The following is a 15,267-nucleotide window of genomic DNA, read 5'->3' as shown; positions in this document are numbered from 1 at the left end:
CTATCGACTGATCGTCGGCTATTTACCAGACGCCGTAAGCACCTTTACGTCGACCCAATGGTCGCCGTTCAAGCGGTACACGGTATAAGGCGAGACTGCAAGGTCGCCCTTTACGTCGAATTCAATCGGCCCCGTCAATCCGTCCATACGAGTTTGCCTTACGGCCGGCAGTACGTCGCCCGGCGTCGTGGCCTGAGCAGCCAGCACGGCATGGGCGATTACGGATGTGGCGTCATAAGCGTACGGACCCTGGAAGCCCTCCAGTTTCGCTTTGAACCGGGTCTCGTAGCGTGACGCAAAGTCCTTCCCTGGCATCTTTTCAATCGGCAAGCCAGGCTGGATTGTTATGGTGCCATCGCCGTCTCCATGTGCGAGACTTATGAAAGTGTTGTTGTTAAATCCTTCTCCAGCAAGCGTCGCGCGTATGCCCAAACTGCGCATGCGCCTGCTAATCTGTGCCGCCTGAGCATCAAACCCACCAAATACAACCACGTCGGCATTCGCTGCCCGTATCCGCGTCAGAACAGCGCTGAAATCGACTGTCTTGTCTGTGACGTACTCACGGGCGACGATTTTGCCGTGGCGCTGGAGAATAGAATCGCTAACCCGGTCTGCAAGACCTGCACCGAAGTCGGTCCTGTCGTCGATAATCGCCACGCGCTTTGCCTGAAGGTCTTCGACGATATACCGTCCAAGTTCTGCACCAGCGACGGCATCTTGTCCCACGATCCTGAACGATGTCTTTTTGCCACGAAGGGTGTAGACCGCGCTTGTAGAACTCGGACTCACCTCCGCGACGGGAACGGTATCGTAGACGGTTGAGGCCGCGATGCTGCAGCCAGAGTTGAAATGCCCCACTACGCCTGCAACGGAGATGTCCGCGAACCGCTGAGCAACCTGGCTTGCGACTCGCGGGTCGGCCTGGTCATCGAGCGCGACCAACTGGAAGGAGACTACCCGGCCGGCTACCGTCGGGTGACGGCTATTCGCATCTTCGATTGCTAGCTGCGCGGCATTCTCCATTTCTTTACCATCGCCCGCCGACGGGCCAGTCAACGGAGCCGCGAACCCGATTTTCACGACTAATGCGTCCTCTGCACCGGCTTCGCAACTGCACAGAGCGCTCAATACCACGATGATTTGAGCAACGATGTGCTTTGACCTGTATGTGAGGCAAACCATGATTTGCTCCCCACCAACGTACTTCCATCGGTCCGAGGCGCGATGTATCGAGAGATACCTTGCTGCATCACGCATATCCATACAATAGAAACAAGCTCCGGGAAATGCAAACAACTTTCTTCGACAAGTTCAATTGTCTGCATTCAATTCATCCATTAAACACATACAAATTTCGCGCGCGCCACGGCCCCATCCGCGCGTGACAAGCGCGCCAACGGTGGCCCTATAAATCCGCTGGCAAAAATAACTGAAGATGTATGCATCTCACCACTTCAAACAACGACCTCGATTGATGGAATCAAGCGTTCGAACGAATGCATACACTCGCGCACAAAAATGGAGCAACACAGAAAAATGTTGCATACAATAGGAACAGATTGCTCCGCACGAGGCCGCAAAATGATGCGAACATCTGGCTGGACGCCGCTTCTCGAAGACTCAAGTGGTCCTACATATCTGGCGATTGCAGACGCCGTAGCCGATAGCATCAACAGAGGAGAGCTTCGTGTCGGCGACAGGTTGCCTCCGCAGCGGACGCTTGCCGCCACCTTGGGTATCGACTTCACAACGGTTAGCAGAGGCTACGCTGAAGCCCAACGACGGGGCCTGCTCGAGGCCCGCGTCGGACGCGGCACCTATGTGAAGGCCTTGCATCGCCCCCCGGCCGCCGCGACTAGCGTGTCCGGCATCGACATGCTGATTAACCAGCCCCCACCATTCGACAACCCGACGCTCGAGAAGCGAATCTGGGAAGGCGTGCCTGCGATGATGGCGGAACGCGGTATGGATATGCTTATGCGCTATCAGGTCCCGAGCGGCGCAATGAGGGACCGTCTGGTGGGCGCAAACTGGCTTGCCCAACGAGTTCCTGGACTTGGCCCCGAGCGTGTCCTCGTATGTCCCGGCGCGCAGGGTGCGCTCCTTGCCGTCTCAATCATGCTAGCGGGAGCGGGCGACACCATCTGCGTAGAGGCATTGACTTATCCTGGCTGTATCTTGCTCGCCAAAGAACTAGGTATTCGCCTGTCCGCTGTCGAAATGGATGAACACGGCGCAATACCGGAATCGCTCGATGCCCTCTGCCAGTCCGAAAAGCCGAAAGCATTCTATTGCACGCCAATCGTCCACAACCCCACCACGATAACTATGCCATTGAACCGGCGTATTGCCCTGGTGGAAGTTGCGCGCCGTCACAAGCTTCCAATCATTGAAGATGACAACTATTGGCCTTTGGTCAATTCGCCCGATGATTCAACAAACGCTTTGCAAGAACTTCCGAGCCTCGCGTCGCTGGCACCCGAACTCGTCTACTACATTTCTGGCCTCGCGAAATGCGTCTCGCCCGCGCTGCGCATCGCGTATCTAAGCGTACCCGACCAAAGCTCCGCGGAACGGGCTTCCGTTGTCATCCGTGCGACGGCTTCAATGGCCGCGCCGTTGAGCGCAGCGGTCGCGACGTATTGGATTGAATCGGGAATCGCAGAAGATATGCTACGGGCGATATGCGTCGAGAGCGACGCCCGTCAGGTTATCGCCCGCCGGTACCTTGGAGCGGACCTCGATAGTCGGCACAACCGTGGCTTCCATCTGTGGTTGCCCTTACCCATGCCCTGGACGCGCAACGCTTTCATAACGCAGTTAAAGCTTTCAGGCATATCGGTCGCTGGTACCGAAGCCTTTGCCGTTTCCGAAGCGCCCGATGGTGTCAGGCTATGCTTGGGTGCACCCCGAACACGTGCCGAGCTTGAGAGTTGCATGCAGCGCATTGCGGACATTCTGCATCTCAAGTCATATGAACCGAGCCAGGTAATCTGATACTCACACAGCCACGAACGGGGACGCTCCATCTGAAAGATAACAGCGACCTGTGCGCCCGACTCGCGAACTGGCGCGACACACGTGAAGGCGTCCGTGCCGCCCCGTTGCCGGCGCGCACCAGAAGGCTGCGCGAATCACAGTCGTCAGATATCGAGCAGAAGCCGTGGCCCTCCACCTGATTCCCGATTTGCTGGCACCGCACAGCAGATGAGAGCCTCATCATCGGCAACTTTGAAGTCAGGGGGCGTAACGTATGCCACAGCGCCTTCGACGACATGAGTCCGACAGGTGCCGCAAGTCCCACCACGGCATCCAGATTCCGGCGACAGGCCACGTGCTTCAGCAAGGTCCAGCAACGACCCGCCGTCCGGAACCCAACGCGCTTCCTTCCCGGACTTGACGAACATGACGGGCGTCGCCGTGTCCGAAGGAATCCGGGCCGGCGCTACGTCCTCGACGACGTCGCCGTGTCGCTTGAGCGATGCCGGTCCGAACGCCTCGGCATGGATGCGCCCGTCGGCAACATTCAATGCACGCAGGTCATCGTAGACTGACTGCATGAACGCTGGAGGGCCGCACATGTAGAAGTCGTAGTCGTTGAACGGCAGCGTACGGCACAACAGGTCCACGTCTATCCTGCCAGCCTCGTCGTAGTCTTTGCACTCGCGTGCACCATCCGTGTTACTGAGCACACGGACAAAACGAATCAGGCCATTTGCGCTCGCACTCACGCGTTCAATCTCTTTCGCGAAAGCGCGTTCCCCTATTGAGCGCGCCGATAGAAAGAACCAGGTCGGGCGTACCCGACGAGTACGAAGCCCTTCGTAAACCACATGTCGCAGCATCGCGAGCATAGGCGTAACGCCGACGCCTGCTGCGAGCAAGACTGCGGGACGTCGTTCGAACGCATCGATAGTGAACTGACCAGCCGGCGCGCGAGCTTCGATGATGTCGCCGACACGAAGATTGTCATGCAGATGCGATGACACAAGCCCCTCTCGCTTGACGCTGATTCGGTAGATTCCATCCGCAGGAGCACAGGACAACGTATACGTGCGAATCGCCGGCTTCTCGCACGCAGCAGGTGTAACGCGAATTGGCAGATGCTGGCCCGCCAGGTGCGGGATAAGTCCCGCACCATCAATCGGCTCGAAGTGAAATGACCGAATCACCGAACTCTCGTCAAGAATCTTTGCGACCTTGAACTTCCGCCATCTTTCTTTCAGAGCCGATGCTTTCAGCCGCTCCGCCGCCTGCTCCCAGCTCCCCGTCATGAGCGAATTCGGCGACCAGCCATTCGCCTGGAAGGTCCATCTCAGCGGTATGGCACCCGGCCGGTACACGATGCGCTCTGGAGCAAAGGTCCACAGTCGCTCTGCGCCCTGGAAGGCGGCGATTTCCGGAGACTCGGTAATTATTTTTGCTCGTCCCGACAATTGCAACAGGTCGCCCGTCTCGAAGTCAACGAACGCTAACCCAGCCCGCGGGTTAATCAGGATGTTGCCAAGCGTCGCGAAGAACAGGTTTCCGGCGAAATCCGGGACGGTCAAGGACCCATCTTCTTCGATGCGTACGAATCCGGCTCGTCCTCCGCGATGCGACACGTCGACTTCACGTCGCCCGTCGGAGTTATCAACATACGACGCCACAAAAAACGTATCCGCATTGGCGACCAATTCTCGTACGTCGTCTGAGAGCCTCTCCATGCGGAGTGGGGACGCCTCCGGCAGGCTTGCAGGGTCACGCACGAATTGAAAATCGCGAGCCTGAATGTATTGCGGACAATTTCCAAAGCTTTGGACAACGTTGACGCTGAACCCGCTCGCATTGTTATCGCTGATGGTGCCGTTCATCCTGTTGCGTCGCCGCGTCGCGGGCTCCATTCCCAACAGTCCCACAGACCCGCCGTCGGCCAGGCCTGAAGTCGCCGGATCAAGAGGGTCGAGCGGTGAATCTATCCTGAGCAGCTTGTCGGTTGAAGCCTGCATGAAGCCCGGCGTCTGTGCGAGCAGCGTGGCCCAGGGGTCGCCTTGGCTGTCGACAGCGCCGACAACTACAAACGGCAGTTGGGCAAAGAACGCACGATGCTGGTCAGGCAGATGGTCGCGGATGACTCGACGCCCCAGTTCATCCATCTTGTTCGCGACCCCAAGCTCTCTTTGCATCTGAAGTTCGCCGCTGTGCCACGGTGACTTGACGGCGCTTGCCATAATTGCCCTCCCTATCACGCACGAATCGCAGTTTCGCACGACGCCTCTCAGGCGTTTGCGGTCAACCCGGCCGGCGTCTTCTGGAACTCCACGAATCCGGGCAAGGCTTCGATTCTTTGCAACCACGCATTCACATTCGGGTAGTCCTTCAGGTCGACGTTGCCCTCCGGCGCCCGCGCAATATAGCTGTAGAGCGCCACGTCGGCGATTGTCGGATGGTCGTGCGAAATGAAGTCGTGTCCGTCCAACTCAGCTTCGATGAGCTTTAATACACCGTGCGCGCGTCCAATTACCTGCTCAGGGTCGTACCTCGCTCCAAACACGGTGATTAAACGGGCAGCCGCCGGTCCGTATGCAATCTCGCCCGCAGCGACGGACAACCAGCGCTGGACAGCAGCAGCAGACTGCGGAGACTCAGGGAGCCAGTCATCCTTCCCGTATTTCTTAGCGACGTAGACGAGAATGGCATTTGAATCGGACACCGCGGTGCCGTCGTCGACCAGCACCGGCACCTGACCAAAGCGATTAAGTTTGAGGAAGTCAGGCGCCTTGTGCGCCCCTTTCATCAAGTCGACCTCAACAAGCTCATGCTGCAAACCCAACAGGGACAGAAACAGGCGCGCGCGGTGCGAGTGTCCTGACAACGGATGGTAATAGAGCTTCATAGCTCTCTCTCCAGATAAATGAGGGAAACGGATGCAAGAAGCACGACGGCTCGCTTTAAAGACCCAGGTCGCTCAAGCCCGCATGCCCGTCGGGACGCCGACCAAGTGGCCAATGAAACAGGCGTTCCTCTTCCTTGATGGGAAGGTCGTTGATGCACGCAAAGCGACGAACCATCAAGCCACGCTCATCGAATTCCCAATTCTCGTTGCCATACGAACGGAACCAGTTCATTGAATCGTCGTGGCATTCGTATGCGTAGCGCACAGCTATTCGGTTGTCTGTATACGCCCACAGCTCTTTGATGAGCCGGTAATCCAGTTCGCGTTGCCACTTGCGGGTCAACAGTTCAACTATCTCGCTCCTCCCGTTCACAAATTCGGCGCGGTTTCGCCAACGCGAATCCACAGAGTAAGCGAGCGAAACCCGCTCAGGGTCTCGGGTGTTCCAGCCGTCCTCCGCCAGCCGCACCTTAAGGACCGCGGTTTCGATTGTGAACGGCGGACAGGGAGGACGCGTCTCTTCCGACATCATTCACCTCCTGCGTGGACATCAGAGATCAATAGGTTTGGCAAGCAAACGCCCACGGAGCGAGCGCCACCATTTGCGATGTTTGCGCCCAAAGTGTGACAGCTGCCAACCGTCGTCGGTTACGTTGGCGAACGGCAAGGCGAGTCGCTGTTTTGCATTTGCACGATTTCGTTAGTGCGCGCACACGCTTAAAGAGCAAAGTCATCGACGCAGTGCGAAATCGATATGAAACCCAAGACTTTGATAGAAGACGGATGCAAAGATGACGACCATTCAGGCATAAGGGCGACGCTACGGCGTCACTGTTTGACGAGGGTGCACAACAGACTCGCCATCCGATTTACTGGGGGCTTAATGTGAACTCTGAGCGACCGGTGCCTCGGCACCCAACCATCGCATCGTTTCGTGGCAGGAGGTCGTTTTCCTGTCGATGCGGCCGGCGTTGCCGACGAAGGCAGAACCGGCATGGCAACCTACCGGTACAGATGCACTCGTTGTACCGGCCGCCTGGCCGCTATGCCTGAGTCATCGCGTGCACTCACCGGCCCCCCCCAGCCAGCTATCACCTCAGGAACACGATGGAGGCGCGTCGAGCCGTCGAGCCGGACATTTGCAAGGACGTTCTATCAAATCAGCGGCAACTCATATAAATTGAGTTCACGTCTGAAGCGTAGACGCACGCCCATACCTTTTCAGGCATGGGTTCCTGTCCATTACCCGACATTCCCGGAGCTGCACTGTGCACGTTGGCAAGCAAGACGATAAGTGGTCGGTCGTCGACTACCGCCCCGAATTCATGGATGGCGTCATCGATCTTATTTTGACCATTCAGAACGTTGAGGCTGGTCTCGAGATATCGTTGGAGCAGCAACCCGACCTGCTGAGTATCGAGTCAAGCTATTTGACTGCTGGTGGCGGATTTTGGATCGCCGTGAACGAGGATGGGCGGGTAGTTGGTTCTATTGGCCTGCAACGCGAAGGCGTTTCCGTGTCAGTTCTCAAGAAATTCTTCGTGGCAGATGGCTATCGCGGTGCCCAAGCAGGCGTAGCGGAGGCTCTCTTCGACAGACTAATCGCGTTCTGTGGCCTGAAAGAAATCAAGACAATCATCCTGGACACACCATCAATCGCAACACGGTCACACGCGTTTTACCGCAAGAAGGGTTTCCGTCAAATCGAGAAGTCCGAGGCTCCAATCTATTACGACTATCCCGACCGCAATTCGTTGTTGTTCCGCCTTGACCGCTAGTCCGGTCCCTCATCGACCGCTATTTCTTCTTGGGTCTGGAAACTGCTTCGGGACAAAAAAATTCACGATGGCACCGTCAAGCGTCTCGTCATTGGCGTCGACCCATTCGACCAGAACCTTGTGTTGGCCAACGTGCAGCCCAACGATGATGAGGGGCTAGCCGCTTGCATCCGCCCGCCCGCAATCATCTGCATTGAGCGTCTACTTCATCCTGCGCTAGCGAGTTTAGGTTGCACTCCTGGCTCCTTCTTCTCCATGTGCACGAATTCGGTCCGGAATTTGTCCGAATCGGGTGCCACTCGATTCTCGTTGAAGGTTCAACGCGTACGCTCACCGATTCACTGAGCGCCGTTCGCCGCACCCGCGTCGTCTCGCGACGTCAACGTCAGCTAGCGTAGTCACGCCACACGCTCATTCGATATCACACATGTATGTATCCCCGCACGTAGCATGGTCCGACACGACGCGACGAAGTTCGGACCAGGCTTTATGTCGAACCCGCACCGCTTTTTGAACTGACACATAACAGTTCCGTGCAAAGGCGAATCCTTTACGTGCAAATCTGAAATACATCGGGATCTGGTAGCAACTAATCTCAAAGCGACCTCAAGACGACGCGAGGCTGTGATGAAAGAGATTATTGAAGGCTTTCTCAGATTTCAGAAGGAAGTGTTCCCACAAAGGGCCGAGCTCTTCAAGAAGCTTTCCGGCGCTCAGGCTCCAACTGCCCTTTTTGTCACGTGTTCTGATAGCCGGTTTGTTCCTGAGATGGTTACGCAACGCGAACCCGGTGACATATTTGTAATACGCAATGCTGGAAATATCGTGCCCGCGTACGGCGGAGAGCCTGGAGGTGTCTCCGCAACGGTGGAATACGCCGTATCTGTCCTGGCAGTTGCCGACATCGTAGTCTGCGGACACTCAGATTGCGGCGCTATGACGGCGATTGCAACACACAAGGACCTGAGGCATTTGCCCGCCGTTGCAGGCTGGCTGCGTCACGCAGACGCAGCTGCAGCCATCAACGATTCCCATCAGCATGCATCACCCAGCGAAGCGCTCAGCTCGATGGTCCGCGAAAACGTCATCGCTCAGTTGACCAATCTCAGGACTCATCCGTCGGTTGCATTGGCGCTTTCAAACGGTACGGTCCGCCTCCACGGCTGGGTGTACGACATCGAAACCGGCTCAATCGTCGCGTTGAATTGGGAGAGCCGGTGCTTTGTGCCGCTCTCCGAATACCCGGAAGCGTGCGCGACGCCCGTCATGTCGGCGTCCCGCCTTCCTTAACCTCGTGTGACAGAGGATTATCATGCTCCAGACACTCGTTTCACCAACCGCCCGCGAACAGCTCGCCGACAAGGTTCTCGCGTCGAAAGCGAGTAAGGGGTTGTCATGGCAGGACTTAACCGAAGGAACAGGACTTAGCCTGGTTTTCCTGACAGCTGCGCTTCTTGGCCAGCACCCGATTTCGAAAGAGGCTGCGGAGACCGTATGTCGCCGTCTTGAACTCGACGACGAAGCGGTCGCGCTTTTGCAGCAGGTACCGCTCCGCGGAAGCATACCCGGCGGCGTACCCAGTGACCCAACGGTCTATCGTTTCTACGAGATGATTCAAATCTATGGGACAACGCTCAAGTCGCTTGTGCACGAAATGTTTGGCGACGGCATTATCAGCGCAATCAATTTCCGGATGGACATACAGAAGGTCCCGGACCCAGACGGTGGGGAGCGTGCCCTTATTACGTTGAACGGCAAGTTCCTCCCAACCAAACCGTTTTAGCCTCGTCGGTGGCGCGGGCTCCGCAACGCGCGGCCCGCGACGCACAGGCTTCCTGATTGGGCAGTCGTCCGCGTGTGACCGCAGACGCCACTCCCACTTCCGCATACACCCGACGTTATCAGGGTTGATTTGCCAACTCTGCGCGCTCTAAATGAGGTACCTGGGAAATGACTTTGAATCGTGACAACGTGGCCGTCGTAATTATTGACCCGCAAAACGACGTGTTGAGTTCGAAGGGTACGGTCTGGGCAGCGGTAGGAGCTAGCGTCACAGAAAACAAAACCGTCCCAAACCTGGAGCGCGTACTCAAGGCGGCGAAAGATAAGGGTGTTGAAGTGTTCGTCTCACCACACTACTTTTACCCGACCGATTTGGGCTGGAAACTGAATGGGCCTGTCGAAGCGGGCGAGTTCGATGCCGGGACGTTTTCCAGGCGAGGCCAATTGACTCTCGATGGCTTCGAGGGTTCGGGCGCTGACTGGGTTGCACCGCTGAAGCCCTACATCGAGGACGGAAAGACAATCGTAGTCAGCCCGCACAAGGTATTTGGGCCGCAGACAAATGACCTCGTTCTGCAACTGAGAAAGCGGGGCATACAGAAGGTATTTCTTTGTGGAATGATTGCGAACCTCTGCGTTGAATCGCATCTTCGTGACCTGATTGAGCAAGGCTTCGAAGTCACTGTCATCTCTGACGCGACTGCCGGGCCGCGACATCCAGAGTGGGGCGACGGTTATAAGGCAGCGATGGTGAACTATCAGTTCCTCGCACATTCGGTCGTACCGACGGACGAAGCGGTCAAGATGCTCGACTAACCCGAAAAACGGTCCGGCGACATCATGCGTCACTGCAGAGGGTAACCCCAAGTGGTGACGCATTCTCGCCCGTGATGACATTGGCTGCGCTATCCGACGCACACCCCGGAGGAAATGGGCATTTTTCTCCAACCGAATCGTTCGTGCGCCGCGACATCCGTACATGGCGGCAATGAATAACCTGGCAAACCGACGACGGAGAAAGAATCGGCCGCCAGCACCGCACCACGATATATCGGTGTTTTGATATATCGGAGAGGCAGATGACTCCCGAACTCTCTCCGTCCAGTATGTGCACTTCGTCCGAAGTGAAGGTTGAGCAACCCGATGTAAGAGGCGCGATGGCCTGCATCATGGAGACTCTGCTCGGGCAGCGCACGCTTCCAAACTATACTTCGACTGGCCCGTCGAAACGACTCGGCAAATTTCGCCCTCACAACCGCGCAACCGCAACCAGTATCACTGGACCCGTGGTTCGGGTCGAGACTCCGGCCCGGCTTGAAATCGTCGAGAGATTGTCTCGCGAAACGCTCGCCATCTATTGGAGCGACGCCCGGACAGGACGATACGCCGACCAGTTGTGGAGATTGGGCCGCGCGCGCGTGAGGTCGTTTTGTGTGTTGAGCGGAGCACCAATCGAGGTTGGGGACTCAGTCTATCGCCCCAAGTCTCAGGGGACGAATGGCCCTGCGAATCGCGATTTCATGATACTTGCTCAGGTCGTCGAGGACGTCTATCCCGACCGCGAAACGATTTGACGTCGTGTGTCCTGCATAGACAATACGTCGAATGCGGTTATTTCAGTGACCTGATGATTGCCAGCGTACCCGCCGAAACCCCCATAGACTGACCATGGCCGCTGCGAATGCCCTGCTGGAGACGAGCGCGAACGCCAAATCCAATTTAACGTGCCAGACTATAACCACTGCTGAGGCCGCAGCCGCGAAACCTGGACGAGTCGCTGCAGCTGCCATTTGCCATCCGACACGCCCAGCCTCTTGCCCAGCGAAATAAAGTTCCGAGGCGATTGCGGTCGTTCGTATGCGGGACCAACAATGCGAAAGTACGCGGCTCCAACAGAGATGACTTCGGCGTCTTGAGTGAACATATGCATCCAGACGTTTGGCAAAGAAGTCACCCATATTCCCAAAATATCGAGCAGCACCGCAACAAAAAGCGCATTGACCGGCGGCAACGAGTCGCTTTGCCGACGTTCGCACTTCGGGTACGGCGAACGTCAGTGTTCGCTACAAGCGAATGCGTACTCGCGACCCACTACCGCCGGTCACGCTATCGGGGGTTATACGGCGGATAACTGAGTGATCCAGTCATTCACGCCGACTTCTCCAGGACCGAAAAAATCCGTTTCTTGAGATCATCCCTATTACGTCACGATCAGTTCGCTCGATGTGGCCTGCGGACGCGTCATTCGAGTGAAGTTGTCGACATGTCCACATTCAGAGGTTTGACGTGGACGCAGGTGGCAAGGAAAACGCAAAAGCGACGGGGCGTAGCTGACTCATTGCTGCCAGGAGTAAGAATGCAAGCGTGCTGGGCTGCCTCAAGGATGCGATAAGCCGACGCGATTCGAGCTGGCCGCCAATGGCCGCGCGGGTGAGGCTCAGGCCATCCCCGCTGACCATCCTGTTGCGTTGGGCCTGGCTGTCGTCCATCATAGAAATCGGGATGCGTGGCACCGGATCCGGTACATCGTCCTGTTCACTCGCATTCGTCGATCACTTTTCGCAATCGGAAGGAGATTCACAATGCCGCACGTATACGACGTAATGGTTGCAACGCAAAGAAATTACACCGAGGTGTGTCATACGTTCTTTGCCCAAGGCGAATACAAATGGGTAAGTATGTTTGAGGGAAAAGCGGTCGAGCGCAAAAAGGGAGTCTGCAACGGTCTCTGTCTACGTTGGATAAAGTCTGCGCATCAGACTGAGTTGATTAAAATAATTTCCAAGGATGCAATCAACAACGACAAGAAACCTGATGCGATTCGCGCGTCTGTAGTCCGAATTCAGGAAAAATCTCCCACCCTGAACAAGGAGCCATTTCTGCCGTCGAGAAAATACGGCGGCTTCGGATCTGTAGCTGTAACTCAAATTTCTGACCTGACATATTTTATCCGCGACCCCAGATATCCAAATGAAGTTGGAATCGAGTGCAGCAATCAGAGTAAATTGAGAAAAAAAGTTGCTCAAAGCATAGCGAAAAGCGGCACAGATTATAAATCGGCATCGATCATCAATATGACCCCAGAGAGTCCGAGTGAGCATGGGCATGCTGTTGCGGTCGTTGCCTCTCCGGGAAGGGTTCGCTTCTTTGATCCGAACGGAGGAGTTCTTGAATTCAAGCATAGATATTCCTTTCGGAAATGGTTTGAGACTGATTTCGGCACGATCAGCTTCTATGGCGAGCCTGGAACGACGTTTCAAGTAATCAACTATCTGTACGCCGAGGAAAAGCCCCGTTGATGGCGATGTTTGAAAGGCTGTTCGCTCGGCTTTATTAACCGATTCAAACCAGACTTCCGGAGTAATTGTTGACGACGGAGTGCCTGACTCTGTTAACGAAAAGCGGCACAGTGCAAAGATGTCGTTTCCAGCCTGCCACTCAATACCTTAGCGGACGTAACTGCACGTCGTGGACGAGGCCCGTCCTTCAGGGCAATCGAGTTCGCCCTTCTCGTGAAGTCCATCGGCGCAATGCCGCACGAGCGCAGCAAGAGGACTTGAATCAGAGCACGGGCGGCACGCGACTAACGATTTGGAACCACCGAATTGTCGGGCCTGTCTCTTTGCGCGTGCGCCGCGAAATCTTCTCCGCGGAGGTGAACTCACTTATCGAAACCGGGCGGTAGATTGATACACCAAGTGGAATACTGTGTGCTCGGGCATTGCTTCTGCTGGCGTTCAGCGTCCGTTTTCTCAAATTCGGCCTTCTCAGCCGCAAGCGACGCTACTGCGTTACTTTTCCGACAAGGTAGCTGTGGCATTGTGTATCGCTGACAAGGTAACAAGGAGGGGTGAATGCAACTGCGCATGCTGGTGACCCGCCCAATTCGTGCATGTGCGCTGTCGGGACTGCTTGCACTCCTTTGCGCGGATTCGACGGTCATTGGGACGTGGGATCGCGTCCCCTGGCCGCCTCCGTGGCAACCAGCGTCAAGGTACGTCCACGTTACGCCACCCGATGCCCGTATCCTGTTCGAGCATGTGGATTTTGTTCTCGATCGGGCGGCCCAGACAGAAGAAGAGGCGAAAAAGAAGCGCAAGGCGGAGCAGCACCATCCCGCAGCGTCTGGCGCAAAGCCAGATGCAAAAGCTGCTTCTTCTGCACCTGCGGCCAGTTCGGCTGCCGCTTCGCGGACGGCGCCCGGCGTGCCGTCCCCCGCGTCCAGGCCATCGGTATCCGGAGGCTCCGCGTCCGCGACATCTGAGGCCCCGCCTGCGCCGTCGTCATCCGCTTTAGCCTCGTCTGCCGCGGTGGGGACCGCGCCAGCACCCGCAAGGCGGCAGGAGGAGAAACCGGGCACGGTCGCGCAACCGGGTAACGCAGCGTCGGCTAACCCAATGGGCCAGGCCGACGCGCCACACTCGGGTCGCGGCCGACCGCCACGGCTGACGAGAGACCAGTTGATGGCGTTGATGCCCGGTGCCACCATCCTGAGAGAAAACACTGCAGGCGCGCTGCGACAATGGGTCGACGTCCCCGATGGCACACTGACTGTCTACTGGGCGGGCGGCGGTTTGCTCCAGTCACAAAGCGCTAGCGGCAAATGGAGCGTCAGCGATGATGGCCGCTTTTGTCTTCAGATTGATTGGAAAGACAAGCCTGAAAACTGGTGCCGCTTTCTGGAGCGAACGCCAAAAGGCGCGTATCAACCGGTCCCGGACACGGCGGACGAAAATTGGACTCCACCGAAGGATCAAACAGATTGGCGGCCACTGACCATTCGTCACTAGGTTGCGTGCCGACGACTCTCAGCCGGACAGCGACCACCCGCAAGACAACGCACAATCAACTTCTCTTACCCCGTCCGCACCCGGCGTATCGGCGCTCCGATTGGTGTCATCGGTACGCGTCGGCGACTTTCTGCTGCAACTTGCCGCGAATCTTCGCGATATCAATCCCGGCCTGACCGGGCACGTCCGTGAACGGGATATATCGCGCAGGCGTATGCAGCAGATACGCCTGCGCCTCATCGATGACGATCCTGTCGCTCGGGTCGTAGCCCATGTTTTCGAGCTGACGAGTCAACTCGGCGCGCTCCGCATAGCTGAGTTCATGCCACCAGAACGAGCGGCATGCGTGCGCGTACGCCTCGTTCGAGAAGTATTGCCAGTGACCCAGTTCATGGCTGAGGATCGCCGTTCGCACGGGCGCATCGATCGTCTCGCCGCCGGGCGTCTTGCCGAGCCCCGGAATCGTGATCAGAAAGTCGTGCGTGCTGCGCGGCTGCCATCTGCCATTAAGCTCGACGATCAACCCCGTCTGCACGACCACGCGTTGCAGCGTACGTTCGCCCGGCGTCAACTCCAGATGCTGCTGGTGTGCCGCGTCGAAGAAGTGCGCCAGTTCGATCGCGCTGAAATTGTTGCCCGCGGTCAGACCCGCCGGATCCGTGCCGAAGCGCCGCGCATGATTCGCGATCGCCGCCATCGTGACGATACGATCGCGGGGCATATCGCGACGCTCGAACAGCGCGACCACGCGTGAAAACATCGCGCCCTGCTCGGCCAAACTCGGCGCATGCATCACATACAGGCCCGGCTGGCCGACAATCGCAAAGAGCGCGAGCGAGGCATCGCCCGGCAGCGATGCCTCGAGTTGCGAAAGTGGAATGCGCCGCACCTCGATGTGCTCGCTCTGTTTTTCGAGCCGCGCCGTGCCGGCTTGCGCACATGCGTCACCCGCGAGGCATCCGAGTAACAAAAGCGCGTAAATCGCCGTCAGACCGATGCCGCGCGAGCAGGAATTTTTCATTGCGACCAAAACAGCGGTTCG

The 15,267-nt window shown here is 57.1% G+C and carries 14 protein-coding genes; 8 read left to right on the top strand and 6 right to left on the bottom strand.

Features of this window, described 5'->3' with window-relative positions:
• Positions 1-18: 18 nt before the first annotated feature.
• Positions 19-1,182 (bottom strand): branched-chain amino acid ABC transporter substrate-binding protein, encoded by a 1,164-nt coding sequence (locus FRZ40_RS25140; RefSeq protein WP_147235942.1) that lies wholly within the window; start codon positions 1,180-1,182, stop codon positions 19-21.
• Positions 1,183-1,581: 399 nt separating this feature from the next.
• Here FRZ40_RS25140 and FRZ40_RS25135 point away from each other — a divergent pair, with 399 nt between their 5' ends.
• The gene (locus FRZ40_RS25135) at positions 1,582-2,997 is read left to right on the top strand and encodes an aminotransferase-like domain-containing protein (protein WP_147235941.1); all 1,416 of its coding nucleotides are present in this window, start codon (positions 1,582-1,584) and stop codon (positions 2,995-2,997) included.
• Positions 2,998-3,143: 146 nt separating this feature from the next.
• Here the strand turns inward: FRZ40_RS25135 and FRZ40_RS25130 are convergent, their stop codons facing one another.
• Genes FRZ40_RS25130 through FRZ40_RS25120 form a run of 3 tightly spaced genes read right to left on the bottom strand, consistent with a single transcriptional unit; the run spans position 3,144 to position 6,404 of the window.
• Positions 3,144-5,210, bottom strand: a complete 2,067-nt coding sequence (locus tag FRZ40_RS25130) for a 2Fe-2S iron-sulfur cluster-binding protein (RefSeq protein WP_147235940.1) — start codon at positions 5,208-5,210, stop codon at positions 3,144-3,146.
• Between the two features lie 47 nt (positions 5,211-5,257).
• A complete protein-coding gene (locus tag FRZ40_RS25125) occupies positions 5,258-5,875 on the bottom strand; it encodes a glutathione S-transferase family protein (RefSeq protein ID WP_028371117.1) in 618 nt (205 codons plus the stop codon).
• Between the two features lie 55 nt (positions 5,876-5,930).
• A complete protein-coding gene (locus FRZ40_RS25120; protein ID WP_147236780.1) occupies positions 5,931-6,404 on the bottom strand; it encodes a nuclear transport factor 2 family protein in 474 nt (157 codons plus the stop codon).
• A 739-nt stretch (positions 6,405-7,143) separates the two neighbouring features.
• Between FRZ40_RS25120 and FRZ40_RS25115 the strand changes: the two genes are divergently transcribed.
• Positions 7,144-7,653 carry a GNAT family N-acetyltransferase gene (locus FRZ40_RS25115; protein ID WP_193567023.1) on the top strand — a complete coding sequence of 170 codons (510 nt, stop codon included), beginning with the start codon at positions 7,144-7,146 and terminating at the stop codon, positions 7,651-7,653.
• Positions 7,654-7,662: 9 nt separating this feature from the next.
• On the opposite strand, the gene FRZ40_RS46180 is transcribed toward FRZ40_RS25115, so the two are convergent.
• Positions 7,663-7,800, bottom strand: a complete 138-nt coding sequence (locus FRZ40_RS46180) for a hypothetical protein (protein ID WP_420873895.1) — start codon at positions 7,798-7,800, stop codon at positions 7,663-7,665.
• 480 nt (positions 7,801-8,280) lie between these two features.
• Between FRZ40_RS46180 and FRZ40_RS25110 the strand changes: the two genes are divergently transcribed.
• From FRZ40_RS25110 to FRZ40_RS25080, 6 genes are all read left to right on the top strand, one after another.
• On the top strand, positions 8,281-8,943 hold the full coding sequence (locus FRZ40_RS25110; protein WP_028371392.1) for a carbonic anhydrase: 663 nt from the start codon (positions 8,281-8,283) through the stop codon (positions 8,941-8,943).
• 22 nt (positions 8,944-8,965) lie between these two features.
• Complete coding sequence (gene cynS / locus FRZ40_RS25105; RefSeq protein WP_028371393.1) at positions 8,966-9,436, top strand: cyanase; 471 nt, start codon at positions 8,966-8,968, stop codon at positions 9,434-9,436.
• 167 nt (positions 9,437-9,603) lie between these two features.
• Complete coding sequence (locus FRZ40_RS25100; RefSeq protein WP_147235939.1) at positions 9,604-10,251, top strand: cysteine hydrolase family protein; 648 nt, start codon at positions 9,604-9,606, stop codon at positions 10,249-10,251.
• 263 nt (positions 10,252-10,514) lie between these two features.
• Positions 10,515-11,009 (top strand): DUF3331 domain-containing protein, encoded by a 495-nt coding sequence (locus FRZ40_RS25095; RefSeq protein ID WP_338048161.1) that lies wholly within the window; start codon positions 10,515-10,517, stop codon positions 11,007-11,009.
• Between the two features lie 1,008 nt (positions 11,010-12,017).
• Positions 12,018-12,734, top strand: coding sequence for a YopT-type cysteine protease domain-containing protein (locus tag FRZ40_RS25085; RefSeq protein WP_147235937.1), 717 nt, complete (start codon positions 12,018-12,020; stop codon positions 12,732-12,734).
• Between the two features lie 1,161 nt (positions 12,735-13,895).
• Positions 13,896-14,225, top strand: a complete 330-nt coding sequence (locus FRZ40_RS25080) for a DUF995 domain-containing protein (RefSeq protein ID WP_147235936.1) — start codon at positions 13,896-13,898, stop codon at positions 14,223-14,225.
• A gap of 106 nt (positions 14,226-14,331) precedes the next feature.
• Here FRZ40_RS25080 and FRZ40_RS25075 read toward each other — a convergent pair whose 3' ends face one another.
• Complete coding sequence (locus tag FRZ40_RS25075; protein ID WP_147235935.1) at positions 14,332-15,246, bottom strand: hypothetical protein; 915 nt, start codon at positions 15,244-15,246, stop codon at positions 14,332-14,334.
• Positions 15,247-15,267: the final 21 nt, after the last annotated feature.

Source organism: Paraburkholderia azotifigens, from assembly GCF_007995085.1.
GTDB lineage: Bacteria > Pseudomonadota > Gammaproteobacteria > Burkholderiales > Burkholderiaceae > Paraburkholderia > Paraburkholderia azotifigens.
The sequence above is the reverse complement of the archived record's forward strand: the minus strand, read 5'-3'. Positions and strand labels throughout refer to the sequence as shown.